Source organism: Streptomyces sp. NPDC059850 (genome assembly GCF_042731515.1).
Taxonomy (GTDB): Bacteria; Actinomycetota; Actinomycetes; order Streptomycetales; family Streptomycetaceae; genus Streptomyces.
Map to the genome: position 1 here is coordinate 16,707 of NZ_JBHWJI010000037.1, position 23,414 is coordinate 40,120.

At 71.6% G+C, this 23,414-nt stretch carries 25 protein-coding genes; 11 read left to right on the forward strand and 14 right to left on the reverse strand.

Annotation, left to right across the window (positions count from 1 at the left end):
* Positions 1-17 precede the first annotated feature (17 nt).
* Positions 18-2,069, forward strand: a complete 2,052-nt coding sequence (locus ACFV9T_RS27270) for a DHA2 family efflux MFS transporter permease subunit (RefSeq protein WP_385444797.1) — start codon at positions 18-20, stop codon at positions 2,067-2,069.
* Positions 2,070-2,102: 33 nt separating this feature from the next.
* On the opposite strand, the gene ACFV9T_RS27275 is transcribed toward ACFV9T_RS27270, so the two are convergent.
* The gene (locus ACFV9T_RS27275; protein ID WP_385444799.1) at positions 2,103-2,621 is read right to left on the reverse strand and encodes a GNAT family N-acetyltransferase; all 519 of its coding nucleotides are present in this window, start codon (positions 2,619-2,621) and stop codon (positions 2,103-2,105) included.
* Positions 2,622-2,744: 123 nt separating this feature from the next.
* Here ACFV9T_RS27275 and ACFV9T_RS27280 point away from each other — a divergent pair, with 123 nt between their 5' ends.
* From ACFV9T_RS27280 to ACFV9T_RS27290, 3 genes are all read left to right on the forward strand, one after another.
* On the forward strand, positions 2,745-3,401 hold the full coding sequence (locus ACFV9T_RS27280; RefSeq protein ID WP_385444801.1) for a hypothetical protein: 657 nt from the start codon (positions 2,745-2,747) through the stop codon (positions 3,399-3,401).
* Positions 3,398-3,868 carry a hypothetical protein gene (locus ACFV9T_RS27285; protein ID WP_385444803.1) on the forward strand — a complete coding sequence of 157 codons (471 nt, stop codon included), beginning with the start codon at positions 3,398-3,400 and terminating at the stop codon, positions 3,866-3,868. The genes ACFV9T_RS27280 and ACFV9T_RS27285 overlap by 4 nt, the downstream gene beginning before the upstream one ends.
* 149 nt (positions 3,869-4,017) lie before the next feature.
* Complete coding sequence (locus ACFV9T_RS27290) at positions 4,018-4,557, forward strand: GNAT family N-acetyltransferase (protein WP_385444804.1); 540 nt, start codon at positions 4,018-4,020, stop codon at positions 4,555-4,557.
* 24 nt (positions 4,558-4,581) lie between these two features.
* On the opposite strand, the gene ACFV9T_RS27295 is transcribed toward ACFV9T_RS27290, so the two are convergent.
* From ACFV9T_RS27295 to ACFV9T_RS27305, 3 genes are all read right to left on the reverse strand, one after another.
* The gene (locus ACFV9T_RS27295; protein ID WP_385444805.1) at positions 4,582-5,289 is read right to left on the reverse strand and encodes a DUF1775 domain-containing protein; all 708 of its coding nucleotides are present in this window, start codon (positions 5,287-5,289) and stop codon (positions 4,582-4,584) included.
* Between the two features lie 111 nt (positions 5,290-5,400).
* Positions 5,401-5,985 (reverse strand): sigma-70 family RNA polymerase sigma factor, encoded by a 585-nt coding sequence (locus ACFV9T_RS27300; protein ID WP_385444807.1) that lies wholly within the window; start codon positions 5,983-5,985, stop codon positions 5,401-5,403.
* A 58-nt stretch (positions 5,986-6,043) separates the two neighbouring features.
* Complete coding sequence (locus tag ACFV9T_RS27305) at positions 6,044-6,715, reverse strand: hypothetical protein (RefSeq protein WP_385444809.1); 672 nt, start codon at positions 6,713-6,715, stop codon at positions 6,044-6,046.
* Between the two features lie 167 nt (positions 6,716-6,882).
* Between ACFV9T_RS27305 and ACFV9T_RS27310 the strand changes: the two genes are divergently transcribed.
* Genes ACFV9T_RS27310 through ACFV9T_RS27320 form a run of 3 tightly spaced genes read left to right on the forward strand, consistent with a single transcriptional unit; the run spans position 6,883 to position 10,320 of the window.
* Complete coding sequence (locus ACFV9T_RS27310) at positions 6,883-8,319, forward strand: PepSY-associated TM helix domain-containing protein (protein WP_385444810.1); 1,437 nt, start codon at positions 6,883-6,885, stop codon at positions 8,317-8,319.
* Between the two features lie 43 nt (positions 8,320-8,362).
* A complete protein-coding gene (locus ACFV9T_RS27315) occupies positions 8,363-9,070 on the forward strand; it encodes a hypothetical protein (protein ID WP_385444811.1) in 708 nt (235 codons plus the stop codon).
* Positions 9,067-10,320, forward strand: a complete 1,254-nt coding sequence (locus ACFV9T_RS27320) for a nucleotidyl transferase AbiEii/AbiGii toxin family protein (protein ID WP_385444813.1) — start codon at positions 9,067-9,069, stop codon at positions 10,318-10,320. The genes ACFV9T_RS27315 and ACFV9T_RS27320 overlap by 4 nt, the downstream gene beginning before the upstream one ends.
* A gap of 24 nt (positions 10,321-10,344) precedes the next feature.
* Here the strand turns inward: ACFV9T_RS27320 and ACFV9T_RS27325 are convergent, their stop codons facing one another.
* Genes ACFV9T_RS27325 through ACFV9T_RS27335 form a run of 3 tightly spaced genes read right to left on the reverse strand, consistent with a single transcriptional unit; the run spans position 10,345 to position 12,123 of the window.
* Complete coding sequence (locus ACFV9T_RS27325) at positions 10,345-10,758, reverse strand: hypothetical protein (protein ID WP_385444814.1); 414 nt, start codon at positions 10,756-10,758, stop codon at positions 10,345-10,347.
* Positions 10,759-10,792: 34 nt separating this feature from the next.
* Positions 10,793-11,332, reverse strand: coding sequence for a hypothetical protein (locus ACFV9T_RS27330; protein ID WP_385444816.1), 540 nt, complete (start codon positions 11,330-11,332; stop codon positions 10,793-10,795).
* A complete protein-coding gene (locus ACFV9T_RS27335; protein ID WP_385444817.1) occupies positions 11,329-12,123 on the reverse strand; it encodes a TIGR04255 family protein in 795 nt (264 codons plus the stop codon). Before ACFV9T_RS27335 ends, ACFV9T_RS27330 begins: the two co-directional genes overlap by 4 nt.
* A 334-nt stretch (positions 12,124-12,457) precedes the next feature.
* On the opposite strand from ACFV9T_RS27335, the gene ACFV9T_RS27340 reads away from it, so the two are divergent.
* Entirely contained in the window at positions 12,458-13,765 is a 1,308-nt protein-coding gene (locus ACFV9T_RS27340; RefSeq protein ID WP_385444819.1) for an ammonium transporter, read from the forward strand.
* Positions 13,762-14,100, forward strand: coding sequence for a P-II family nitrogen regulator (locus ACFV9T_RS27345; protein WP_385444820.1), 339 nt, complete (start codon positions 13,762-13,764; stop codon positions 14,098-14,100). Before ACFV9T_RS27340 ends, ACFV9T_RS27345 begins: the two co-directional genes overlap by 4 nt.
* 23 nt (positions 14,101-14,123) lie before the next feature.
* Here ACFV9T_RS27345 and ACFV9T_RS27350 read toward each other — a convergent pair whose 3' ends face one another.
* From ACFV9T_RS27350 to ACFV9T_RS27375, 6 genes are all read right to left on the reverse strand, one after another.
* Positions 14,124-15,308, reverse strand: coding sequence for an NAD(P)/FAD-dependent oxidoreductase (locus ACFV9T_RS27350; protein WP_385444822.1), 1,185 nt, complete (start codon positions 15,306-15,308; stop codon positions 14,124-14,126).
* The gene (locus ACFV9T_RS27355; protein ID WP_385444824.1) at positions 15,305-15,505 is read right to left on the reverse strand and encodes a ferredoxin; all 201 of its coding nucleotides are present in this window, start codon (positions 15,503-15,505) and stop codon (positions 15,305-15,307) included. The genes ACFV9T_RS27350 and ACFV9T_RS27355 overlap by 4 nt, the downstream gene beginning before the upstream one ends.
* Positions 15,506-15,522: 17 nt before the next feature.
* Positions 15,523-16,767: a cytochrome P450 gene (locus tag ACFV9T_RS27360; RefSeq protein ID WP_385444826.1), complete on the reverse strand. Its 1,245-nt coding sequence runs from the start codon at positions 16,765-16,767 to the stop codon at positions 15,523-15,525.
* 98 nt (positions 16,768-16,865) lie between these two features.
* Positions 16,866-17,588, reverse strand: a complete 723-nt coding sequence (locus tag ACFV9T_RS27365) for a sensor histidine kinase (protein WP_385444828.1) — start codon at positions 17,586-17,588, stop codon at positions 16,866-16,868.
* Positions 17,585-18,325 (reverse strand): response regulator transcription factor, encoded by a 741-nt coding sequence (locus ACFV9T_RS27370; RefSeq protein ID WP_385444830.1) that lies wholly within the window; start codon positions 18,323-18,325, stop codon positions 17,585-17,587. Before ACFV9T_RS27370 ends, ACFV9T_RS27365 begins: the two co-directional genes overlap by 4 nt.
* Before the next feature lie 171 nt (positions 18,326-18,496).
* Positions 18,497-18,820, reverse strand: coding sequence for an antibiotic biosynthesis monooxygenase family protein (locus ACFV9T_RS27375; RefSeq protein ID WP_385444832.1), 324 nt, complete (start codon positions 18,818-18,820; stop codon positions 18,497-18,499).
* Positions 18,821-19,161: 341 nt separating this feature from the next.
* Here ACFV9T_RS27375 and ACFV9T_RS27380 point away from each other — a divergent pair, with 341 nt between their 5' ends.
* Together ACFV9T_RS27380 and ACFV9T_RS27385 are read left to right on the forward strand one after the other, a co-directional pair.
* Entirely contained in the window at positions 19,162-21,225 is a 2,064-nt protein-coding gene (locus ACFV9T_RS27380; RefSeq protein WP_385444929.1) for a bifunctional glycosyltransferase 87/phosphatase PAP2 family protein, read from the forward strand.
* A gap of 87 nt (positions 21,226-21,312) precedes the next feature.
* Positions 21,313-21,978 (forward strand): superoxide dismutase family protein, encoded by a 666-nt coding sequence (locus ACFV9T_RS27385; RefSeq protein WP_385444833.1) that lies wholly within the window; start codon positions 21,313-21,315, stop codon positions 21,976-21,978.
* 32 nt (positions 21,979-22,010) lie between these two features.
* Here the strand turns inward: ACFV9T_RS27385 and ACFV9T_RS27390 are convergent, their stop codons facing one another.
* Entirely contained in the window at positions 22,011-23,243 is a 1,233-nt protein-coding gene (locus ACFV9T_RS27390; protein WP_385444836.1) for a cytochrome P450, read from the reverse strand.
* Between the last annotated feature and the right edge of the window lie 171 nt (positions 23,244-23,414).

The following is a 23,414-nucleotide window of genomic DNA, read 5'->3' on the forward strand; positions in this document are numbered from 1 at the left end:
GAGTCCGAGGAGTCGTCATGGCGCACGACGCCGGTCGCCCGACTCCGGCCCCGGACCCCGTGGTGCCGGGCCCCGAGGAGGGCGGGCCGAAGCGCACGGTCCTGGTGGCCATCGGCGCGCTGCTGCTCGGCATGCTGCTCGCGGCGCTCGACCAGACCATCGTCTCCACCGCGCTGCCGACCATCGTCAGCGACCTCGGCGGTCTCGACCATCTGTCCTGGGTGGTGACCGCCTATCTGCTCGCCTCCACCGCCGCCACCCCGCTGTGGGGCAAGCTCGGCGACCAGTACGGGCGCAAGAAGCTCTTCCAGGCCGCGATCGTCATCTTCCTGGCCGGGTCGGCGCTGTGCGGGCTCGCCCAGGACATGGGGCAGCTGATCGCCTTCCGCGGGCTCCAGGGGCTGGGCGGCGGCGGGCTGATCGTGCTGTCGATGGCCATCGTCGGCGATATCGTCCCGCCCCGTGAACGCGGCCGCTACCAGGGTCTCTTCGGCGCCGTCTTCAGCTGCACCAGTGTGCTGGGTCCGCTGCTCGGCGGGCTCTTCGTCGACCAGCTCAGCTGGCGCTGGGTGTTCTACATCAACATCCCCGTCGGCGTCGTCGCGCTCCTCGTCATCGCCTCCGTCCTGCACATCCCGGTCGGCCGCACCCGCCACACCATCGACTACCTCGGCACCGCCCTCATCGCCGGGGTGGCCGCCACGCTGGTCCTGATGGCCTCGCTCGGCGGCGTCAGCTTCGGCTGGGGGTCCTGGCAGATCCTCGGGCTCGCGGCGCTCGGCGCCGTCCTGCTGGTCGCCTTCGTGCACGTGGAGCGGCGGGCCGCCGAACCGGTGCTGCCGCTGAAGCTCTTCCGCAGCCGCACCTTCACGCTCTGCGCGGTGATCGGCTTCGTCGTCGGCTTCGCGATGTTCGGCAGCATGATCTATCTGCCGACCTTCCTCCAGGTGGTCCAGGGCGTCTCGCCGACCCTCTCCGGCGTCCATATGCTGCCGATGGTCCTCGGCATGCTGTTGTGCTCCACCGTCTCCGGCGAACTGGTCAGCCGCACCGGCCGCTACAAGGTCTTCCCGATCCTGGGCACCGCCGTGACCGGCATCGGGCTGCTGCTCCTGCACCAGCTGCGCGCGACCAGCGGGGTCGTCGAGACCAGCGTCTACTTCTTCGTCTTCGGCTGCGGGCTCGGACTGGTCATCCAGGTGCTGGTGCTGATCGTGCAGAACTCGGTGAGCTACCAGGACCTGGGCGTCGCCACCTCCGGCGCGACCTTCTTCCGCTCCATCGGCGCGTCCTTCGGCGTGTCCGTCTTCGGGTCGATCTTCGCGGGCAACCTCACCCCCAAGATCGCCGACGCGCTCGCCGGGCGGCCGCTGCCGCCGGGCATCACCCCCGCCGGGCTCGCCGCCGACCCCCGCGCCCTCGGTCGGCTGCCACCGGGGGACCGGACCGGGGTGGTGCAGGCGTACGCCTTCTCCATCACCGACGTGTTCCTGTACGCGGTCCCGGTCGTGCTGCTCGCCTTCGTCCTCGCCTGGTTCCTGCGGGAGGAGCCGCTGCGGGCCAGCGTCACCGCGCCGGAGGGCGGCGAGATACTGGCCAGCAACCCCGTCGAGCGCTCCTCGTACGACGAGTGCGCGCGGGCCCTGTCGCTGCTGGGCAGCCGCGAGGGCCGCCGCAGGATCTACGTCGACATCACCGAGCGGGCCGGGTTCGACCTGCTCCCGGCCGCCAGCTGGATGCTGCTGCGCATCCGCCACTACGGCTCGGTCGAGCCCGCCGTGCTGGCCGAGCGCACGCCCGTACCGCTGCGGGCCATCACCGGCGCGGCGCGCCAGATCGAGGAGCGCGGGCTCGGCGTGCGCTACGGGCTCGACCTGACCCTGACCCCCAGGGGCCGGGAGGTCGCGGACCGCCTCTTCCGCGCGCGCGAGGCGTCGCTGGCCGAGCTGCTGGGCGACTGGTGGTCACCGGACCGGCCGACGGATCTGGTCGAGCTGGTGGACGAGCTGTCGCGGGAGATGTGCGGCTGCGACGCGGAGCGGCCGTGGCGCCGCGAGCCGCCGGGGTGAGCGGTGCGGCGTCGTACCGCCGTACGGCGTCCTTCAAGCGAGGTCCTTGGCCATCCACACTTCGGCGTACGGCCCCTCGCTGAACGCCGGTACGTCCCGGTAGCCGTGGCGCGCGTACAGCGCCCGCGCCTCGACGAGGTCGCGCCGGGTGTCCAGCACGATCCGTACGACGCCCAGGCGCCCGGCAGCGCTCTCCACGGCCGCGAGCAGCGCGGCGCCCCCGCCGAGCCCGCGCTTGCCGGGGCGCAGGAACACCCGCTTCAGCTCCCCGGTGCGGCTCTCCCGGCCGTCCTTCCGGCGCAGCCCCGCGCATCCGGCCACGTCGCCGTCGTGACACGCCACCAGCAGGACTCCGTCCGGCGGGGCCAGATCGTCGCTGGGCATCTCGCGCAGCGCCCGATCGACCTCCCCGGGTGTCGCGTCCCGCCCCTCATGGAGCCGGTAGTAGCGGTCGGCCACATCGGTCATGTACTCGCGCAGCAGCGCGGCCGCGACCGGGTCGGTGACGGGCCGTGCGGCGACGGTCCAGGGCGTACGGAGCATGAGCGGCATCCTGGCATCCGCCGATCACCGGGCGCATCGCCAATTGCCGCAGTTTGAGCGCGGGGGAGCGGGCAACCCGGCGTCGTAGAGCCCCCGAACAGCGGGGCACCTGCGGGAAGGCAGAAGCAGACCATGTCAACTGGCGCGATCATCATCGTGGTTGCCGCTGCGGTCGTCCTGGCGACCGTGCTCGCCGCGGGCATCGTACGTGCGCGTGGGGGCGGCAGGAAGAATGCTCTGCGACGCCACTTCGGGCCCGAGTACGATCTGAACGTCGCCGAGCACGCGGGCGACACCAAGGCGGCGGAGCGCGAACTCGGCGACCGGCTGCGACGGTACCGCGATCTCAAGACCGAACCCCTCCCCGGCGAGCTGCGCGAGCGCTACCTCGCCGAATGGGTCGGCACCCAGGAGCAGTTCATCGAGTCCCCGGAGCACGCGGTGGCCGGGGCCGACCAGCTGCTCGCCCGTCTCGCGCGGGACCGTGGCTATCCGTCGGACCGCTACGAGGAGCAGGTGGCGGCGCTGTCCGTGCACCACGCGGACTGTGTGCAGGGCTACCGTCAGCTCCACGTCGCGGCCGCCCGCGCCCGTGAGGGCCGGGCCGACACCGAGGAGCTGCGCGAGGCCGTGGTGCACGCCCGGCCGTTCTTCGAGGAGCTGGTGAAGCCGCCCCATCACGCGTCCGACGGGCACGAGGGGCACGGCGGGATGCTGGGGAAGACCGGTCGGACCGGTCGGACCCGGAAGTCCCACGGCTGGCACATCGGGAAGGCCGGTGCGCGATGACGGACAACGTCCCGGAGCGGAACCAGGGCCTGGAGGCGGACCAGCGCCCCGAGCACACCAACGGCCACCGCCGCCACGGCCTGGAGAAGCACGAAGTGCCGCCGCTCGGCGGGGCGATGGGCGGTACGGGCGGTACAGACGGTATGGGCGGTACAGGCGGTACGGAGATCACGGGCACCCCGGACGGGCCCAGCTTCCCCGTCCTGCCGACGAGCGAGCACGACAAGCTGAACCAGCGTCTGCGGTACGCGGTCAGCGGCTTCGTGGACGCCCCGCGCGGCTCGGTGGAAGAGGCGGACGCGCTCCTCGAAGAGATCTCGGCCCGGCTGGTCGACCTCCTCGCCGAACGCCGCCACACCCTCCGCGCCGCCTGGCACGAAGGCGCCGCGGGCACCGCGGAGACGGAGGAGCTGCGCCTGGCCATGCGCGGCTACCGCAACGTTCTGGAGCGGCTGCTCACCATGTGAGCCCTCCGCCTCCCCTCCAGGGCCGCCGCCCCGACCACGCTGCCGGCGGCGGCCGTGGCGTATGGGCGCCCGGCATTGGTGGGGAGTTGCGGCGGTCAGCTGCGGTATCGCGCCGGACGCGCCGCCGGTTCCGGGAGAGGAAGCCCGCCATGGCCCCGATCGACCTCCTGTCCGCCGAGACGTTCCCCGACAGCGTCAAGGGCCTCGCCGAGGTGCTGGCGGACGCCGTCGACGACGACGCCTCGATGGGGTTCCTGGCCCCCTTCGGCCACGAGGACGCCGCCGCGTGGTGGCAGGCCCAGGCCCCGGCGGTGGCCGACGGCAGCCTGCTCGTCTGGGTCTGCCGCGACCCGGAGAGCGCGGGCGGCATCGTCGGCACCGTCAGCCTGGCCCTGGCGCGCAAGCCCAACGCCCGGCACCGCGCCGAGGTCATAAAGCTGGCCGTCCACCGCGCCGCGCGCGGCCGGGGCCTGGCCCGCGCGCTGCTGGCCACCGCCGAGGCGGCCGCCCGCGCCTCCGGCGTCACCCTCCTGATGCTGGACACCGCCACCGGCGGCCGCGCCGAAGGCGTCTACCTCGCCGACGGCTGGACCCGCTACGGCATAGTCCCCGACTACGCCGCGGCCCCCGGCGGCGCCCTGGAGGACTGCAGCTTCTTCTACAAGCAGCTGACGGGCCCTGATTGCTAAGGGCCGGGCCGGGGGCTGTCCCGGTCAGGACGAGCGGCGCTGTTTGAACACCCACAGGCCCGCGCCCGCGACGATCAGGACGCCGATGCTGATGCCGATCGCGGTCGCGGCGCCCGCGTTGCCGCTGCTCTTCTCCTCGTCCGCCTTCTTCGTCGTCCCGTCCGACGCCTTGTCGGATGTCTTGTCCGCGGTGTCCTTCGACGGGGACGAGGACGGGGACTTGGACGGCTCGGACGGCTCGGACGGCTTGGATCCGGGGGCCGCCGCCTTGAGTTCGAGGACCGGGGCGGGCTCCTCCGGTTCCGGGCCGTCGCTGGGCAGTTCGATCCAGCGCGAGACCTTGCCGTCGCTGTAGGTCTCGATGGTCTTGAACGCGAGCGACTTCGCGTCGGGCAACTGCTTCACCTTGATCTTGTGGACGGCGTTCGTCCCCACGGCCAGCTTCGGACCGCTGAGGGTGTAGCCGTCCTTCGTGGGCTTCATCTTCCAGTTCTTGGGCGCCTCGTCCAGCGTGACGTCCCCCGGCGCGATGCCTTCGGGCAGCACCACGCGCACATCGGTGAAGCCGCCGGACTCCGATTCGGCCTCGCCGGTGAAGGTGAGGACGACGTCCTTGGCCAGCGCCTGCGGGTTGGAGGCCGTGACCTCGGCGTGGGCGGACGCGGGGCCCGCGAAGGCGATCGCGGCGGCGCCCACGGCGCCGACACGGCGCATCGTACGGACGGTTGACATCGGTCAGACTCCTAGAAACAGATAACAGATAGTGAAAAGTGTCAGCTGTTGGCTGATGGCTGTCAGCGCATAGTCGTCAGCTGGTAGCTGTCAGCTGAAAGCCGTCAGCCGTCAGGACGCCACGGGGACGTCGTGCTCCGCCGCCCGCAGCAGCGCGGTCATGTGCTCGCGGGCGCGGGACACCCGGGACCGTACGGTCCCCACTGGGCAGCCCGTGGCCGAGGCGGCGTCGGCGTAGGGGAGCCCGAGGAGCTGGGTGAGGATGAACGCCTCGCGGCGCGGGGCGTCCAGTGTCGCCAGCAGTTCGAGCAGGGCCACGCCCTCCTCGAAGCCGGGCAGCCCGACCGGCTGCGTCCGTTCGGCGACGGCCCGCCAGTCGGTCGTGTCGGCGATACGGGGGCGGGCGGCCGCGGCGCGGTAGCGGTCGGCGACCGCGCGCCGGGCGATCGACAGCAGCCAGGTGCGCGCGCAGGAGCGCCCGGCGAACCGGGACAGCCCGGCCAGCGCCCGCAGATACGTTTCCTGGGCCAAGTCGTCGGCGCCGTGCACATCGCCGCTCAAATGGACGACGAAGCGCCAGACGTCGAGATGGGTGGCGCGGATGAAGTGCTCGATGGCGTCCGCGTCGCCGTCGCGGGCGGCCAGCGCCCATGCGGTGATCTGCTGGTCGCGGTCCTGTACGAGGGCAGGGGTCATCGCCTGTTGTCCTCCGGAAGTCACGGGCTTCCGCCCGTCACCGGTCGGGACAGGCGGGTCAGATGGGCACCGGACTCGCTGGGGGGCCTCTGCGGGCGACCACGTAGTGGAGGAGCGCCGCGCGCAGCGCCCGCCCGGCCCCCGGCCGCGCCGGACGGCGGCGGGCGGGCAGCGGCAGGGCGTCCGCGCCGAGCAGGCGCAGCGGTACGTAGACGGCGGCCGCGAGCGTGCGGCCCAGCCGGAACGCGGCGGCCTCGCCGCGCCACAGCCACAGCCCGCACACCAGCGCGGCCAGGGCGTGGGCCAGCAGCATGCCGGGGGTGATGCCGCCCGCCGCCGACGCCAGATGCGCGTCGGCCATCCCGGCCATGCCCTCCATGCCGCTCATGCCCTGCGTGCCGTGCGCGCCGTGGCCGCCGCTCATGCCTCCGGCCCCGCCGTGCGCGCCATGCGCCATGGACGCCCTCGGGAGCGGCACGGACTGCGAGAAGTGGAACAGCAGGTGCAGTACGAGCTGCGCCCCCACCGTCGCCCCGGTCACGACCGCGCCCCCGCGCTGGCGACCGCCCAGCCACCACGCCGCGGAGGCGGTGGCGAGGAACGCCGCGCCCAGCATCTGCCACGACACGGCTCCGCCGGACATCACCGCATGGCCCAGGGCCGCCATCACCACACACACCACCGCGAAGATCGCGGCACGTGTCGTGCGGAGAGCTGGGCCGGGTGTCATGCCGGTCATCGTGCCAGTCGCGCCGGGTGACGGTGTGAACTCGTCCCAAGTTGATAAAACGAGCGCACATGTGACGCAGGTCACAAAACGCGCCGGAACTCAACCCTCCGGCGCTCCGACTACTGGACGAGCACGCCTCGCACCACCCCCGATCCAGGAGGGCCGCCATGTCCACCGACGAACACGTCGCCCCGGCCGCCGATGCCGCTGGCGACGTGGCCGACCGGGAGACCTCTGCCCGCTCGGCCTGGTCCGTGCTGCGCCCCCTGGTGCTGCGGCTGCACTTCTACGCCGGTGTCCTGGTGGCCCCGTTCCTGCTGATCGCCGCTACCACGGGGCTGCTGTACGCGGGCTCCTACCAGGCCGAGAAGATCATGTACGGCCATGAGCTGCGCGTCCCGGCCGGTGACACCAAGCTGCCGCTCTCCCGGCAGATCGACGCCGCCCGCGAGGCCCACCCGGAGGGCACGATCAGCGCGGTGCGCCCGTCGCCGGACGACACCGGCACCACCCGGGTGCTGCTCTCCGGCGTGAAGGGGGTCGCCGAGGGCCACACCCGTGCCGTCTTCGTCGACCCGTACACCGCGAAGGTGCGCGGCGCGCTGGAGCAGTACGGCAGCACCGGCGCGCTGCCGCTGCGCACCTGGATCGACGAGTTCCACCGCGATCTGCACCTCGGCCAGAGCGGCCGCCTCTACAGCGAACTCGCCGCCAGCTGGCTGTGGGTGATCACCGGAGGCGGGCTGCTGCTCTGGTTCGCCCGCCGCCGCCGTAACAAGCGCGCCGCCGCCGCCGAGGCCGCCGCTCCCGCCACCGGCCGCCGCCGCACCCTCGCCCTGCACAGCGGCGTCGGCGTCTGGGTGGCGGTGGGGCTGTTCTTCCTGTCCGCCACCGGGCTCACCTGGTCCACGTACGCCGGGGCGAACGTCACCGACCTGCGCGCCGCCGTCGGCCAGACCACCCCGGCCGTGGCCTCCGGGCTCTCCGGCGAACACGCCGGTCACGGCGCCATGCCGGGGATGGACATGGGCGGTTCGGACGGCGGGCACAAGGCCAGTACCGACGTGGGCTACGACGCCGTGCTGAAGGCCGCCCGGGCGAAGGGCCTCGGCGACCCGGTGGAGATCGTGCCGCCCTCGGGCCCGAGCGCCGCGTACACGGTCAGCCAGATCCAGCGCAGCTGGCCGGAGAAGCAGGACGCGGTCGCCGTCGTCCCGGCCACCGGCGAGGTCACCGACACCGTGCGGTTCGCCGACTATCCGCTGCTGGCCAAGTTGAGCCGGTGGGGCATCGACCTCCACACCGGAGTCCTCTTCGGCATCGTCAACCAACTCGCCCTGGCGGCACTCGCGCTCTCCCTGATCCTGCTCATCGTGTGGGGCTACCGCATGTGGTGGCAGCGCGGCCGCACCGGCGCCTTCGGCCGCCCCCTCCCGCGCGGCACCTGGCGGCAGGTGCCGGGGTACGTCCTGGCCCCGCTGGCCGTGGGGGTCGCGGTCGTGGGCTACTACCTGCCGCTGCTGGGCATCCCGCTGGTCGCCTTCCTGGCCGTGGACATCGTGGCGGGCCGCATCGCCGCCCGCCGGGCGGCCCAGCGCGCCTGAATTGGCTGGTCAAGGGTGGTGGCGAGCTGACAGCATGCCACCCATGCCTGGTCAGCGAGTCCGCGATGTGTGCGGTGTCCTGGAGACCCATATCACCGTGGCGCACCCGGCCGACGGCACCGGCAGGCTGGCGGCCTGGGCGGCGGCGCGCGGTCTCGGCTTCGCCCATATCGTGCTGGCCCGGGGCCGCACCCCCTCCCAGCCCATGCTCAACCTGGAGGGCGAGGGCCCGGCCGACGCCCACATCGCGGCGGCGGCCCGCGTCGCGGCCGAGCTGACGGCGGACGGTTTCCAGGTCGTCCGCAGGAAAACGGAGGCGGTGCCCTGGGCGGCCGGGGTACCGCAGGACGACGCGGCGGCCGCCGCCTGCGGCCCGCACCGCTACTTCGAGCACCACATCAAGCTGCTGCTCCCGGCCGGACATGACCGCGCCGCCCTGGAGCACCTGGCCCGCCCGCACCACGCCCATGTCTCCTGGAACGCCCGCCGGGTGCGCCGGGACGGGCGGGAGGAACGGTTCGTCACCCAGCGGTGCCGGGCCGTCGGCCGGGCCACGGCCGAGCGGCGGCTGTCCGTCCTGCTCGACGCCGTAGGTGCCGTACGCGCCGCCGATGTCCAGATCCTGGAGGTGGAGCGGGAGTTCGTCCTGTACGACACCAACCTCGCACTGGACGACGGCTGGATCACCGAGGGCCCGAGTGAGCAGGCCCCGGGCGAGCAGGCCCCGATCACCGAGGAGGCACACCGATGACATCCGCTCCTGACTGGTCCGGGCTGTGGCACGTCCCCGGGGAGGTGCCCCACGCCCCGCTCGACGAGGAGAGCCGGCGCCGTCTGGACCTGCCCCGCACCCTGCTCCCCGCCCCGGAAGGGCTGACCCAGCCCACCGTCTTCGACCCCGCCCTGAAGCATCGCCGGAACGGATTCCGCGCGGGCGAGCCCCGCTTCGCCGACGAGGCCGCCGCCCAGGTCTGGCACCGCGCCCGCCGCACCGCGCTCGACGTCGTCCTCGCCGCGATCGCCGACGGCTCCTGGTCGGACCATCTGATGCTGCGCGGCAGCGTGCTGATGGCCACCTGGTTCCCCGGTGCGGCGCGCGACCCGGGCGACCTGGACTTCGTCGTCGTCCCCGAGGACTGGTCGATCGACGAGCCCCGCACGGCCGACCTCTTCACGGACGTCGCCCGGGTCGCGGCCGCCGCGAGCGCCCACACCCCGGTCCGCATCGACGCGGCCGCCATGGTCACCGAGGACATCTGGACGTACGACCGCGTGCCGGGCCGCCGCATGCTGCTCCCCTGGACGGCCCCCGGCACTCCTGGCGGCACCGTGCAGCTCGACTTCGTCTTCAACGAGCCCCTTCCCGCCCCGCCCGTGCCGACCGAGCTGCGCCCCCTCGGGGAGGGCCCCGGCTGCCGTCTCCTGGCCGCCTCACCGGCCCTGTCGCTCGCCTGGAAGCTGGTGTGGCTGGTCAACGACCAATACCCGCAGGGCAAGGACCTCTACGACGCGGTCCTGCTGGCCGATCACACCCCGCCCACCTATGACATGGTCCGGGGCGCCCTGGTCCTCGCGGGCGAAGACGGCCTGATCCCGGCGGGGTACTGGTGGCTCGACAGCCTCAACCATGTCGACTGGGACGGCTTCGACGAGGAGTACCCCTCGGCGGTGGCGGACTACGACGCGCTCGGCGCGCGTCTCGTCCAGGCATTGGAACCGGTCTTCGCCGAGGTCGAGCGCCTCGATGAGTCGGGCTATGACCGTTGGGCCCGCTGGCTGGCACCCCTGATCGATACGGGCAAGCCGGTGACCGAACTCGCCGACACCGGCCCCTCCGGGCTGCGGGCGGCCGTCATCATCACCCGGGAGAGGGCGGGCCGCCGGACGCACACCCTGGAGGCGGCCCTCCACAGCGTCCTGACCGACTACGAGAAGTGGCGCTACTGGCGCGAAACCCCCGACCGCTGCCGCGACCTCTTCACCGAGGAAGGCCTGTCGTAGCCGCCCGCCCTCACTCGGCAGGCGTCACTCGGCAGGGAAGCATAATCGGGACTCCTCGGCCAGCGCCTCGGAGATCTCGCGGCGGCGTGGCTTGTCCGGCCGGGGTACCTCGCACTGGATCAGAGCGTGCGCCATCCCGATGGGCGGGTCCTCGGGGTCGGGCGCGTCGATGATCTTCGCCTTGCAGGGGCGGGTGGCCCGGGCCGGGAAGCCCCAGACCATCTGCCCCGGCTTCTTGACCATCGATTCGGGGCCCAGCCCGTACTCGGTGAGCAGGGAACTCCGATGGACGGAGATTCCATCGGGGTCCCATCGGAACGCCGTATGGGTGGGCACCCGTCTCCCGGTTTCCAGGTCGGGCACCAGGAAGCCCGGTGCCTCCGGTATCCGCCGGTAGATCAGCTCGATGTCGGAGTTGTTTTCGTCACGTGCGCTCAAAGAGCACTCCCCCTCAATACCCTCTCAGCGCCGCTTAAGAGAAAAGCCTCTTCCAGTTCGGATTGACCGACCAGACGCGCGTCGAGAGGGCTGAGAGGAAGCGGCGGATGTTCTCGTATCCGATGCCCTCGGCTCCCAGGTCCCCGTTCGCCTTCAGATCGCCCGCCGCGTCGATGTAGCGCACGAACGGGGGCTCGTCGGGGGAGAACTCAAGCTCCAGCCGCTCCTTGCCCGCCCGCCACTCGAAGAGGATGGCGCCCTCTTCCCCGGGGGTGATGAAGGGGAAGACCGTGCGGTAGTCGGAGATCCGGTCCAGGGTGCGGTAGGCCGCGTGGGTGACGGCCTGGGAGGGTGCGCTGCCTCCGGCGTCGTCCCAGTCGTCGGGCAGCGTTCTCAACTCGTGCAGCTTGCCGCTGACATAGGTCTGCAATTCGAGCTTGGTCTGCTTCTCCAACGCGCGCGATTCCGCGCCGCCCCGGTCCCCGCGCCGGATCAGCCACACCCCCGCCTCGCGTGGTTCGTCCTTGCGGACGGGTGAGAACTGCCCGGTGGGGCATGCCTCGGACGCAATCATTTCATTTCCCCCCATTGCTGCCGCATCTGCGCGCTCGTCGCCTCCACAAATGCGCCGCTCACCACCTCATGTGCCGCGTCCATGCGCAGGGCGAAGTCGTCCCCCAGGTCGACTTGCGACTCCGCGTCGATGATCAGGGACGAGCCCTCGGAGAACTCGCCGACCGACGGCTCGGTCACCGCCGAATCGACCCCGATGAGAACGGAGACCCGGTCGTCGCGCTCGGACTGCTGGTATTGCACCCGGAAGCCGCAGTAATCGGGCGCCCGGAACGGGAAGGCCGATTCGGACGACCAGCCGGTCAGGACCCCGGCCATGGCCTGGTACGCGGAAATCTCCGGAAGTCTGTTGAGATACTGGGCGTCGGCCCGCCTCACCTCCGGCAGTGTGCCGCAGATGTTCTGCGAGAGCTTCGAGAAGTGGTCGAACTTCCCCAGCAGTTCCGCCTTGAGGGAGTCATAGCCGGGATAGGGCTGCTCGTCCCCGGTGGACTTCCAGATCAGGATGAAGCGGTCCTGCTGGAACTTGATCTTCCGGTCACCGAGTTCGGTGGACAGGGAGCAGAGCCCCATCGGCCAGGGCAATCCGGAGCGCATGAACTCCACGTCGTCCTGACTGGAGGGCTGCCATGGGGTCAGCGGCGTGGACTCCCGCAGATTGGGATACTCGCTGCGCCAGTCGACCCGCAGTGAGGCCAGGTCGAGCGATTGCAGCCGCGACAACGGCTGGAACATCAGCCCTAACGTGACCTCGTGTACCGGCGGCTGCCTGAACCGCAGCATCCCTGCCATGTCACCACCCCCTCACGGAGAGTACCCATGTGGCGTGCGCCACGAACGGAGAATGGCTCAAGTCGCCTGCGAGGCGATGCGGGATGGATGGAAAAGTACCCCAATGCCCGGGTTGCGCTGCCCGGAAGGGTGAAAACGTCACGCTTTTGACGCGCGGGGGCTCCGTGTTCGCTAGGCGGTGCGCGGTGAGCGTGTGGAAACGCCGACGCAACGCGAAACATCGCGGAAACACGTCCGTGCGCGAGTGGAAACGACCGGACGTGACCCTTCCTTGGTCGGCCATCGAGCACCCACCGATGCCGACCCCTGCCGACCAAGAAGGTGACATATCGACATGCCGAGCGGATTCGACGCCGGAGACACCGCCTGGCTGCTGGCCAGCACCGCGCTCGTGCTGCTCATGACGCCCGGGCTCGCCCTGTTCTACGGCGGGATGGTGCGGGCCAAGAGCGCGCTGAACATGCTGATGATGAGCTTCGTCTCCATCGCCGTCGTCACCGTGGTCTGGCTGCTCGCCGGCTACAGCCTCGCCTTCGGCAAGGACCTCGGCGGCGCCGGACTGCTCGGCGGTCTTGAGTACGCGGGGATGCGCGGCATCGGGCCCACCGACCTGACCGGCTCCGTGCCGACGCTGCTCCACGCCACCTTCCAGCTCACCTTCGCGATCATCACGGCGGCGCTGATCAGCGGGGCGATCGCGGACCGGGCCCGGTTCGGGGCGTGGGTGGCGTTCGTCGCGGTGTGGACGCTGCTCGTATACGTTCCGGTGGCGCACTGGGTGTTCGGGCCGGGCGGCTGGATCCTGGAGAAGCTGGGGGCGCTGGACTTCGCGGGCGGCACCGTCGTGGAGGTCAACTGCGGCGCCTCCGGGCTCGCGCTGGCGCTGTTGCTCGGGCCGCGCATCGGCTTCAAGAAGGAGGCCATGCGGCCGCACAACCTGCCGCTGGTGCTGCTCGGCGCCGGGCTGCTGTGGTTCGGGTGGTTCGGGTTCAACGCCGGGTCGGCGATGGGGGCCAACGGCCTGGCGGCCGCCGCGTTCCTCAACACCCAGGCGGCGGGCTGCACGGGGCTGCTGGGCTGGCTCGTGGTCGAGAAGGTGCGCGACGGCCACGCCACCACCCTCGGTGCCGCGTCCGGCGCGGTCGCCGGGCTGGTCGCGATCACCCCGTCGTGCGGTTCCGTGGGCGTCGCCGGGGCGCTGCTGATCGGGCTCGCGGCCGGGGTGCTCTGCTCGTACGCGGTGAGCTGGAAGTTCCGCTTCGGCTACGACGATTCGCTCGACGTCGTCGGCGTCCACCTGGTCGCCGGGATCGTCGGCACCGTGCTGATCGGCGTGTTCGCCACCTCCGCGATGACCGGCGGCCCGGCCGGGCTGCTGTCCGGGGGCGGCGCGGGACAGCTCGGCAAGCAGATCGTGGCGGTGCTGGCGGTCGGCGCGTACGCGTTCGTCATGACGTACGGCATCGGGAAGCTCATCGACCGGTTCATGGGCTTCCGGGCGGCCGAGGAGGACGAACGCTCCGGGCTTGACCTCGCCGTGCACGCCGAGAGCGCCTATGATCACGGGGTTCTGGGCCACGGCGTGCCGCAGAACGCCGCCCATCGCCCGCCGCATCACCCCGACAGGACCCCGACCCCATGAAGCTGATCACGGCGATCGTCAAGCCGTTCAAGCTGGACGACGTGAAGACGGCGCTGCTGGAGATCGGTGTGCAGGGCCTCACCGTCACCGAGGCCAGCGGCTTCGGCAGGCAGCGCGGCCACACCGAGGTCTACCGAGGCGCCGAGTACCGCATCGACTTCGTGCCCAAGGCGCGCATCGAGGTGGTCGTGGAGGACGCCGAGGCCGAGGCCGTCATGGACGCCATCGTGACCGCCGCGCGCACCGGGCGGATCGGCGACGGCAAGGTGTGGGCCGTCCCGGTGGACGACTTCGTGCGCGTCCGCACGGGGGAGCGGGGGCCGGACGCGGTCTGAGCCGCGCCCGCCCCCACAGGGCGTCACACCACGGTCGTGGCCCGGCGCACCGTGTCCGTCCACCGCGCCCCGGCGGCGATCGACTGCCGCCAGGTGCGCAGCACCCGGGGTGATACGCCCACGGCCAGCACCCCGGTCAGCCGGTCCCCGCGCCGGTACGCGGCCAGGAACGCGCCCTCGTCCAGCCCGCCTTCCACCACGGCCATCTCCTCATGGCCGCGCAGGTGGCCGTACGCCTGGATCCGCAGACCGTACTGGTCCGACCAGAAGTACGGCACCGGCTGATACGGGCGCCGGGCCTCCGGCGACGGGGCGAGCAGGTTGCGGGCCGCCACCATGCCCTGCTCGGTGGCGTTCGTACGGTGCTCGATCCGCATCGCCGTACCGAACAGCGGGTGGTGCCAGCGCGCGACGTCCCCCGCCCCGTAGACGCCGGGGGCGGCGGCGCTGAACTCGTCGCACTCCAGGCCGTCGCCCAACGTGAGGCCGCTGCCCTCCAGCCACTCGGTGTTGGGCACCGACCCGACGGCGACCAGCACCTCGTCCGCCTCCACCCGGCCGCCGTCCGCCAGCCGCACCCCGCCGCCGGTCACCTCGGTCACGGTGACCCCGGTGCGCAGGTCCACCCCGTGGTCGAGGTGCGCCCGCGACAGCACCCGGCCGACGTCCTCGCCGACCACGGGCGCCAGCGGCACCGGCGCCGGTTCCAGCAGGGTCACCCGCGCGCCCAGGCCGCGCGCGACGGCGGCCGCCTCGGCGCCCAGGAACCCGGCGCCGACCACCACCAGCCGCACCCCCTCCGCCAGCCGGTCCCGCAGCGCCAGCGCGTCGTCCAGGGTGCGCAGCACATGCGCGCCGCTGCCCGGGAGCCGTCGCGGCCGGACGCCGGTGGCGATGACCAGCCCGTCGTACGGCACCTCCGCCCCATCGGCGAGGGCGACCGTACGCCCGGCCGCGTCGAGCCCGGTCGCCGCGGTGCCGAGTCGCAGGTCGAGCCCGAGCGCGTCCAGCTCGTCCCGGCCGCGCAGCGGGAGCCGTCCGGCGTCCCACCGCCCGTCGAGGATCTGCTTGGACAGCGGCGGCCGGTCGTACGGGGGGTGCGGTTCGTCGCCGACCAGGGTGAGGGCGCCGTCGTACCTCTCCCGGCGCAGCGTCTCCGCCGCCGCGAGCCCGGCGGCGGAGACGCCGACCACGACGACGCGTCTCACTCCTCCTCCACCAGCCGGATCGCCGCCGCCGGACAGATGACGGCGGACTCCCGTACGTCGGTGTGGAGTTCGGCGGCGGGGTGGTCGTCCAGCAGCACGACGATCCCGTCCTCGTCGCGCTGGTCGAACACATCGGGCGCGATCATCACGCACTGACCGGACGCGACACACTTCGGAACATCGACTTCCACGCGCATGGTGACTCCCTCGCTTCTCATGATTCCCAGGTCACGGGCAGCTCGTAGACGCCGTACACCAGGCCGTCGTGCTTGAACGGCAGCTCGTCGACGCCGGTCGCCAGCCGCAGGGTGGGGATACGGCGGTAGAGCGTGCTGTAGACGACCTGCAGCTCCACCCGGGCGAGCGGCTGGCCCAGGCACTGGTGGACGCCGAAGCCGAACGCCATGTGGCGGCGGGCGTCGCGGCCGATGTCCAGCCGGTCGGGGTCGGGGAAGACCTCCGCGTCCCGGTTGCCGGTGCCGGTGTAGATGATGATGCCGTCCCCGGCGCGGATGGTCTGGCCGCCGATCTCGATGTCCTCCAGCGCGACCCGGCTGCGCCCGTTGTGCACGATGGTCAGGTAGCGCAGCAGCTCCTCGACGGCCTTGGCGACCACCTTCGGGTCGTCGGTCTCCCGCAGGGTGGCGAGCTGCTCGGGGTGTTCCAGCAGGGCGACGGTGCCGAGGGCGATCATGTTGGCGGTGGTCTCGTGACCGGCGATCAGGAGCAGTACGCCCATGGAGGCGGCCTCGCGGCGGGTCAGCTCCCCGTTGCTGACCCGGACGGCCAGCTCGGAGAGCATGTCGTCGGCGGGCTCGGCGAGTTTGACCCCCACCAGGTCGTCCAGATAGTCGGTCAGCGCGTTGTTGGCGGCGACCACGTCGTCCGCCGACGAGTAGCGGTTGATCATGAGCGAGCTGTTCCGCTGGAAGAACTCGTGGTCCTCGTACGGCACCCCGAGGAGGGCGCAGATCACCAGGGACGGCAGCGGCAGCGCGAGCGAGCGCACCAGATCGGCCGGGGAGGGCCCGGCCAGCATCGCGTCGATCAGATCGTCGGTGATCTTCTGGATGGCGGGCCGCATCGCCTCGACCCGCTTGATGGCGAACGGCGCGGTCACCATACGGCGGATCCGGGCGTGCTCGGGGTCGTCCATGGAGATGAAGGAACGCCGGTGTTTGGCGTTCTCGCGGAAACCGGCGCTCGGGTGCGGAAAGCCGGGCAGCGTGGCCCGGGAGCTGGCGCGCGGGTCGGCGAGCAGGGTGCGCGCGTCGGCGTACCCGGTCACCAGCCACGGGGTGCTGCCGTCCCACATCCGCACCTTCGCGACCGGCCGTTCGGCGTGCATCGCCTGCGCGGTCGGCGGCGGGTCGAAGGGGCATCCGGCGGCCCGGGGCATGGGGTACGCCGGAATCTGCTGATCGGCCTGGGCCGTGGTCTCTGCCAGCGTCTCGGTCATGTCTCTCCTCGGGTGGGGGATTCCGACAGGAGCGGAGCGAACCTGTGTGCACCGGGGACGTGATGACCAGCGAACCTCCCCGACCTGACGCCGCCCGGTCAGTTGCCTGACGAAACGCTGACAGTGGGCAGGGCCACCGTGACCGTCGTCCCGAGGTCCGGCGCGCTGCTCACGGTCACCTCGCCGCCGTGCCGTTCGACCACCCGCCGCACGATGGTGAGCCCGAGCCCGCCGCCGCTGGGCGCGCCGTGGTCGTCCTCGGTGTACGGCGTGGTCAGCCGGGCGACCGCCCGGGGGTCCATGCCCGGCCCCCGGTCGCCGACCGACAGTTCGACCCACGGCTCCCCGCCGGGCCCGCTCACCGGACCGCGCACCGCCACGGTCACCGGGGTTCCGGCGGGGGTGTGCTGCAGGGCGTTGCCCAGGAGGTTGCGGACGGCGTGCCGCAGCATCCGGTTGTCGGCGACGAGGGCCGTGCGGCCGGAGTTCTCGCGGGTGATGGGGCGTTCGGGGTCGAGCAGCCCCAGATCCGCGACCGCCTCGTCGGCCACGTCCCGCAGATCCACCGGCGCCAGGCGCGGCGGCCGCTCCCATGAGGCATCCGAGCGGGGGAACGCCCGCTGGGTCGCCTCGTACATGTGGTCCGCCTCGTCCTGGATGCGCCGCAGGGCGCGCACCATCAGCGCGGGGTCGTCGCTGAGGCCCTGGAAGGGGAGTTCGGCCCAGCCGCGGATGGTCGTCAGCGAGGTGCGCAGCTCGTGCAGCAGCACCTCGACCAGCCGCTGCCGCTCGTCCCCGTAGAGATCGTCGTCGCTGTTCATACGGTGGTGAGCTTGCCGAGCCAGTAGCCGAAGCCGCGGCGGGTGTGGATGAGCGCGGGCTCCTCCTCGTCGACCTTGTGCCGCAGCCGGGAGATCAGCTTCTCGATGGCGTTGTCCCCGTAGCTCTTGTGGTCCTTGAACCACAGGTGTTCGCCGATCTGCTCCTTGGACAGCACCCGCCCGGCGTTGGCCAGCAGATAGCGCAGCAGCCGGTATTCGGCCGGGGTGAGGTCCAGCGTGCGGCGGCCCCGCAGGGCCTGCCGGGTCGTATCGTCCAGCACCAGGTCCGCGTACCTCGGCGGCGCCTCCTCCTCCCGGGCCCTCCGCCGCCGCCCGCGCAGCAGCACCTGCACCCTGGCCAGTACCTCGGCGATCCGGAACGGCTTGGTGACGTAGTCGCCTCCGCCGATGCCGAGCCCGGTGACGAGCGAGTCCAGGGAGTCGCGGGCGGTGAGGAAGAGAACGGGCGGATGGTCCTCGTCGGCGGCCACCAGCCGCCGGCACACGGTGAACCCGTCCAGATCGGGCAGCATCACATCCAGGATCACCAGATCCGGCCGCTCCCGCCCCACCCGGTCCAGCGCCTCACCCCCGGTGGCGGCGGTGCCGACCTGATAACCGGCCAGCTCCAGGGTGGTCGAGAGCAGTTCGGCGATCCTGGCCTCGTCGTCCACGACCAGAATGCGCTGCCCGTCCCCGCGGGCGGGCACCGGCTTCTCGCTGACACTCCCGTACACAAGGTGACCCTACTGAACCCCCCGTTCCGCGGCACCAGGGCCTTGACCACGACCGATGAGTTCAGGACAGGGCCGAGGTGGTGACGCTGGCCGCGACCTGCTCCGACGCGCTGTGCCCCGCACCGGAGCGATCCGGGCGCGGGGCACAGGGCGTCGGGCGGTGCGGCCTATTCAGCCCTTGGGGGCGGCCTGCTGGACTACCTCGAAGGACCAGAGGGTGGAGCCCGCCGCGGCGGGCTTCTGCTGGGGGGCGTCTTCGCCGCCGCGCTGGTGGGCCGCCTTCATGGGGCCCTCCATCCAGGCCTGGAAGTCCTCCTCGCTGCGCCAGCGCGTGTAGACGAGGTACTGGTCTGTGCCCTCGACGGGGCGCAGCAGCTCGAACCATTCGAAGCCGTCGGAGTTCTCCACGGTCCCGGCGCGGGAGGCGAAGCGCTTCTCCAGTACCTCGCGCTGCTCTTCGGGAACGGTCAGCACGTTGATCTTGACGATGCTCATGGGCCCATCCTGCCACCCGGCGGTGCGGCCACGGCCGTCGCGATTCGCGGGGTGCCGCGCGGTCCTGGTGAAATTGGCCGGGACCGTACGGATCCCTCCGTACAGACGCACTTCCGCCAAAGTCTGACAGCTTTCGGACAACCGGGGACGACAGTCAGGTGACGAGGGGGTGTGACGCGTCTGAGTATTTGGGCTCAGTAGTCTCAAACATTCCGAACAGGTAAAGAGGGCGAGTGGGGGAGCGGCAGGGCGTGGCGAACGGAGAGCGAGGCGGACTGCGGAGTGCCGCGGGCACGGGGGCGGGGTCCGGTGCCGTCGGGGCGCGGACGTCACGGACGATGATGGTGCTCGGCGCGCTCTGGCTGCTGGCCGGTCTGCTCGCCGCGCGGCAGGCGGCGGCGGTGCTGCGGCTGCCACCGGACGAGCGGCTGACCGACCTGGAGACCTGGATCGGCGAGCAGGGCGTCCTCCATGTGAGGGGTTCGCTGTACGACGGGGACGCGTTCACCGGCACCCCCTTCTCCGGGCTGGTGCTCAAGCCGCTGACCCGGGCCGCCGAGCAGAGCCTGGGCGTCGCCTGGACGTTCGGCACCCTGCTGCTCGTCGTCGTCCTCGGGCTGGCCGCCGCGCGCGCCCTGCCCGGGCCGGTCTCGCGCCGCACCGCGCTGCTGGCCGCGCCGCTGGCGATCTGCCTGCTGACACTGTCCCTTCCGGTCCGCAACACCTTCACGCTCGGGCAGACGAGCGTCATCCCGGTGCTGCTGGTCGTGCTCACCGTGCTGCCCCGCACCTCCGGACGGCAGGCGGGCGTCCTCATCGGCGTGGCCGCCGCCCTGCAGCCCGCGCTGCTGCTGTTCGGCGTCGTGCTGTGGCTCCTCGGGCGGCGGCACTCGGCCGCGCTCGCGGGCGCGACGTTCGCCGCGTGCACCGTGCTGGCGTGGGCCGCCATGCCGCGCGACTCCCTGACGTACTGGATCCACCACCTCGGCGGCGCCGGGCTCGGCGAGCCCGCCGACAGCCTGGCCAACCAGTCGCTGCACGGGCTGTTGCTGCGCATCGGTCTGGAAGGGCCGGTCGAGCTGGCGCTGCTCGCGGTCCTGGCGGTCGCGGTCGCGGTCGTCGGCCTGCGGCGCGCGGTGCGGTACGCGCGGGACGGGCAGCTGCTGCTGGCCGCGGCGATCACCGGCTGTGTGGCGCTGGCGGTCTCGCCCACCTCCTGGCAGTACCAGCAGCTGTGGATCCTGCTCGCGGTCGTCGGCCGGGTGGGCCGCCGCGCCACCGACCGGCTGGTGTGGCCGGTGCTGGTGGTGCTGGTGATGACGCTGAGCCGGACCGCGCTGCTGCCCGACATCGAGATCGCCGGGCACATCGGCTACAACGCCCCGCTGCTGGCCGCGCTCGCCGCCGCCTGCCTGGTGCCGTTCGTCTCCCGCACCTCCCCGCAGTGGGACAGCCCGGAGCCGACGCCGGTGCTGGAGCCGCACAAGGGCCGGTTCGCCTGGATCCCGCTGCTGCGCTTCGTACGGCGGCCGCTGTCCCGGCCGAACCTGCTGCTGGAGCTGATGTTCATCCGCGTCGGCTACTTCGCCTACTCGTGGATCCGCGCCCACGCGCCCGACGAGCGCGGCATCGCCGAGGGCCACGGCCACCAGGTGCTGGCCATCGAGCGCTTCCTGTATATCGACATCGAGCACTGGTTCAACCTGCTGGTCGCGGACACCCCGTGGCTGCGGGACGGCATGAACTGGTACTACTCCACCTTCCACTTCCTCATCCCGCTGTCCCTGCTGGGCTGGCTCTATCTGCGCCGCCCCGCGACCTACCGCTGGGCCCGCACCCCGCTCGCGTTCGCCACGATGCTCGCGCTGGTCGGCTTCTGGCTCTACCCGCTGGCCCCGCCGCGGCTGATGGGCCTCGGGTACGTCGACACGGCGCACGGCCCGCAGGATCTGAACAACCCGGACTTCGGCGCGCTCACCAAGCTGTCCAACCAGTACGCGGCCATGCCGTCGCTGCACGTGGGCTGGTCGCTGTGGTGCGGCGTGGTCATCGCGCTGGTGGCGCCGTACCTGTGGATGAAGATCCTCGGCATGCTGTACCCGCTGCTCACCGTCGCGGTGATCGTCGGCACGGCGAACCACTACGTGCTGGACGCGGTCGGCGGCGCCGCCGTCGTCGCGGCCGGATTCGGTCTGCAGTACGTGCTGCTCGGCGTCGGCCGGAAGCCCGCCGAGGAGGCGAACGGCTCGGCCACCGAGATGCTGACGGCGGGCGCCCGGGGCGCACGGGAGCGCGCCCGGGCGCTGGTGCGGAGGCCACGCGCCGGGGAGCCGGGAGAGACGTCGCAGGTGGCGGAGATCCCCCATCCGAAGGAGGCCGCGGAGGCGGCCGATGCCTCGCGTTGAAGGGTCCGGTGCACCGGTCTAGCGTTGAGGAAAAGCGGTATAAACGCCAGGAAGTCTCGGGGGTCCCGACCAAGGAGGGATCTGAGGATGTCCCTGGTAACGGCGGCCGCCGCAGCGCTGGCCGTATCGATGACCGTCATCTCACCCGCGGCCGCCGCGCCGAGCGCCACGGCCGATCCCTCGCCGAACCCCACGGCGTTCGTCCTGGAGCGGTTCCGGCCCGCCTCACAGGCCCAGGGCGACCGTGGCGCGGTGACGTACGACAGCGCGCTGGTGCCCACGACCGCCGTCGCGCTCGTCGCGGAGCTGCGGCTCCCGGGCAAGTGGCACGGCGAGATGCGGGACCATGAGATGCGAGAGCAGGGGGAGCACGGGAAGCACGGCATGCCGCCGCGCGGCACGTTCGTCTTCCTGGCCCTGCGCGGGGTCGAACCGGACCATCACTTCGGGATACACGTCCACACCAGGCCGTGCGGCACCCAGCCCGATTCGTCCGGCCCGCACTACCAGAACGTCAAGGACCCGAAGCAGCCGTCGACCAACCCCAAGTACGCCAACGCGCGCAATGAGATGTGGCTCGACGCCACCACCAACAGCCGTGGCGACGCCCGCACCAAGTCCATGGTGAAGTGGCACTTCAGGGCCGGTGAGGCGCGCTCGGTGGTGATCCACGAGCATGGCACCTCCACCCACATGGGGCGGGCGGGCATGGCCGGGGACCGGGTGGCCTGCATCAACGTGCCGTTCAAGTAGGCGGGCCGGGGCGCGCTGGTTTCGGTGACGAGCTACGCGTAGCTCACCCGCAGCTCCTTGATCCCGTTCAGCCACGCCGACCGCAGCCGCCGGGGCGCGCCGGTGAGGTGGATGCCGGGGAGGGTGTCCGCGATCGCGTTGAAGATCAGCCGGATCTCCAGTTCGGCGAGGCTCCTGCCGAGGCAGAAGTGCGGTCCGCCGCCGCCGAAGCCGAGGTGAGGGTTGGGGTCGCGGGTGATGTCGAAGACCTCCGGGCGGTCGAAGACCTCGGGGTCGTTGTTGGCGGAGGCGTAGAACACGCCGACCCGCTGACCCTCCCGGATGGTCTGGCCGCCGAGCGTGGTGTCCTGGGTGGCGGTGCGCTGGAAGGACATCACGGGGGCGGCCCACCGGACGATCTCGTCGGCGGCGGTGGCCGGGCGCTCGCGCTTGAACAGCTCCCACTGGTCGGGGTGGGTGAGGAAGGCGTGCATGCCGTGGCTGATGGCGTTGCGGGTGGTCTCGTTGCCCGCGACGGCCAGCAGCAGGACGAAGAAGCCGAACTCGTCCGAGCCCAGGTTGCCCTGGTCCTCGGCGGCGACCAGCGCGCTGACGATGTCTTTGGCGGGGCACTGCTTGCGGTCGGAGGCCAGGTTCATGGCGTACGAGATCAGCTCCATGGCCGACTCGGCGCCGATCTCCTCGGTGATGGCCAGCTCCGGGTCGTCGTAGGCGACCATCTTGTTGGACCAGTCGAAGATCTTGATCCGGTCCTGCTGGGGGATGCCGATCAGCTCGGCGATGGCCTGGAGCGGGAGTTCGCAGGCGATGTCGGTGACGAAGTCTCCGGTGCCGTTCTCCTTGGCCCCGGCCACGATGCGTTCCGCGCGGTCGTGGAGGGCGTCCTCCAGGGAGCGGATCGCGCGCGGGGTGAAGCCGCGCTGGACGATCTGGCGGACCCGGGTGTGCTCGGGTGGGTCCATGTTGAGCATGATCAGCTTCTGGACTTCGATCTGGTCGCGCTGGATGCGCTCGTTGAAGCGGATGATCGCGGTGTTGCGGTGCGAGGAGAAGATCTCGGGCCGGGTCGAGACCTCCTTGACGTCGGCGTGCCGGGTGACGGCCCAGTAGCCGTCGTCGTCGAAACCGGCGATGCCGTGCCGCTGGGGGATCCATGACACGGGGGCCGTCTGCCGCAGCTGGGCGAACTCGGGGAGTGGCACCCGGTGCTCATGGAGGTCGGGGTCGGTGAAGTCAAAGCCTTCGGGGAGTGCTGGACAGGACATCGGCCACTCCAGATCTGACGGCCTATCAGAAAGTGTCCAGAAGGTAGTAACGGGTTCTACAAGTAGCAAGGGCCATGGCGGGCCTTCTTGGGGGCGGATGCTCCAACTCGCCCTGTGCACAACCCTTGCGCCGTCAGGTCGGGCCTCAGCAGACTGAGCGAGGAACTAGAA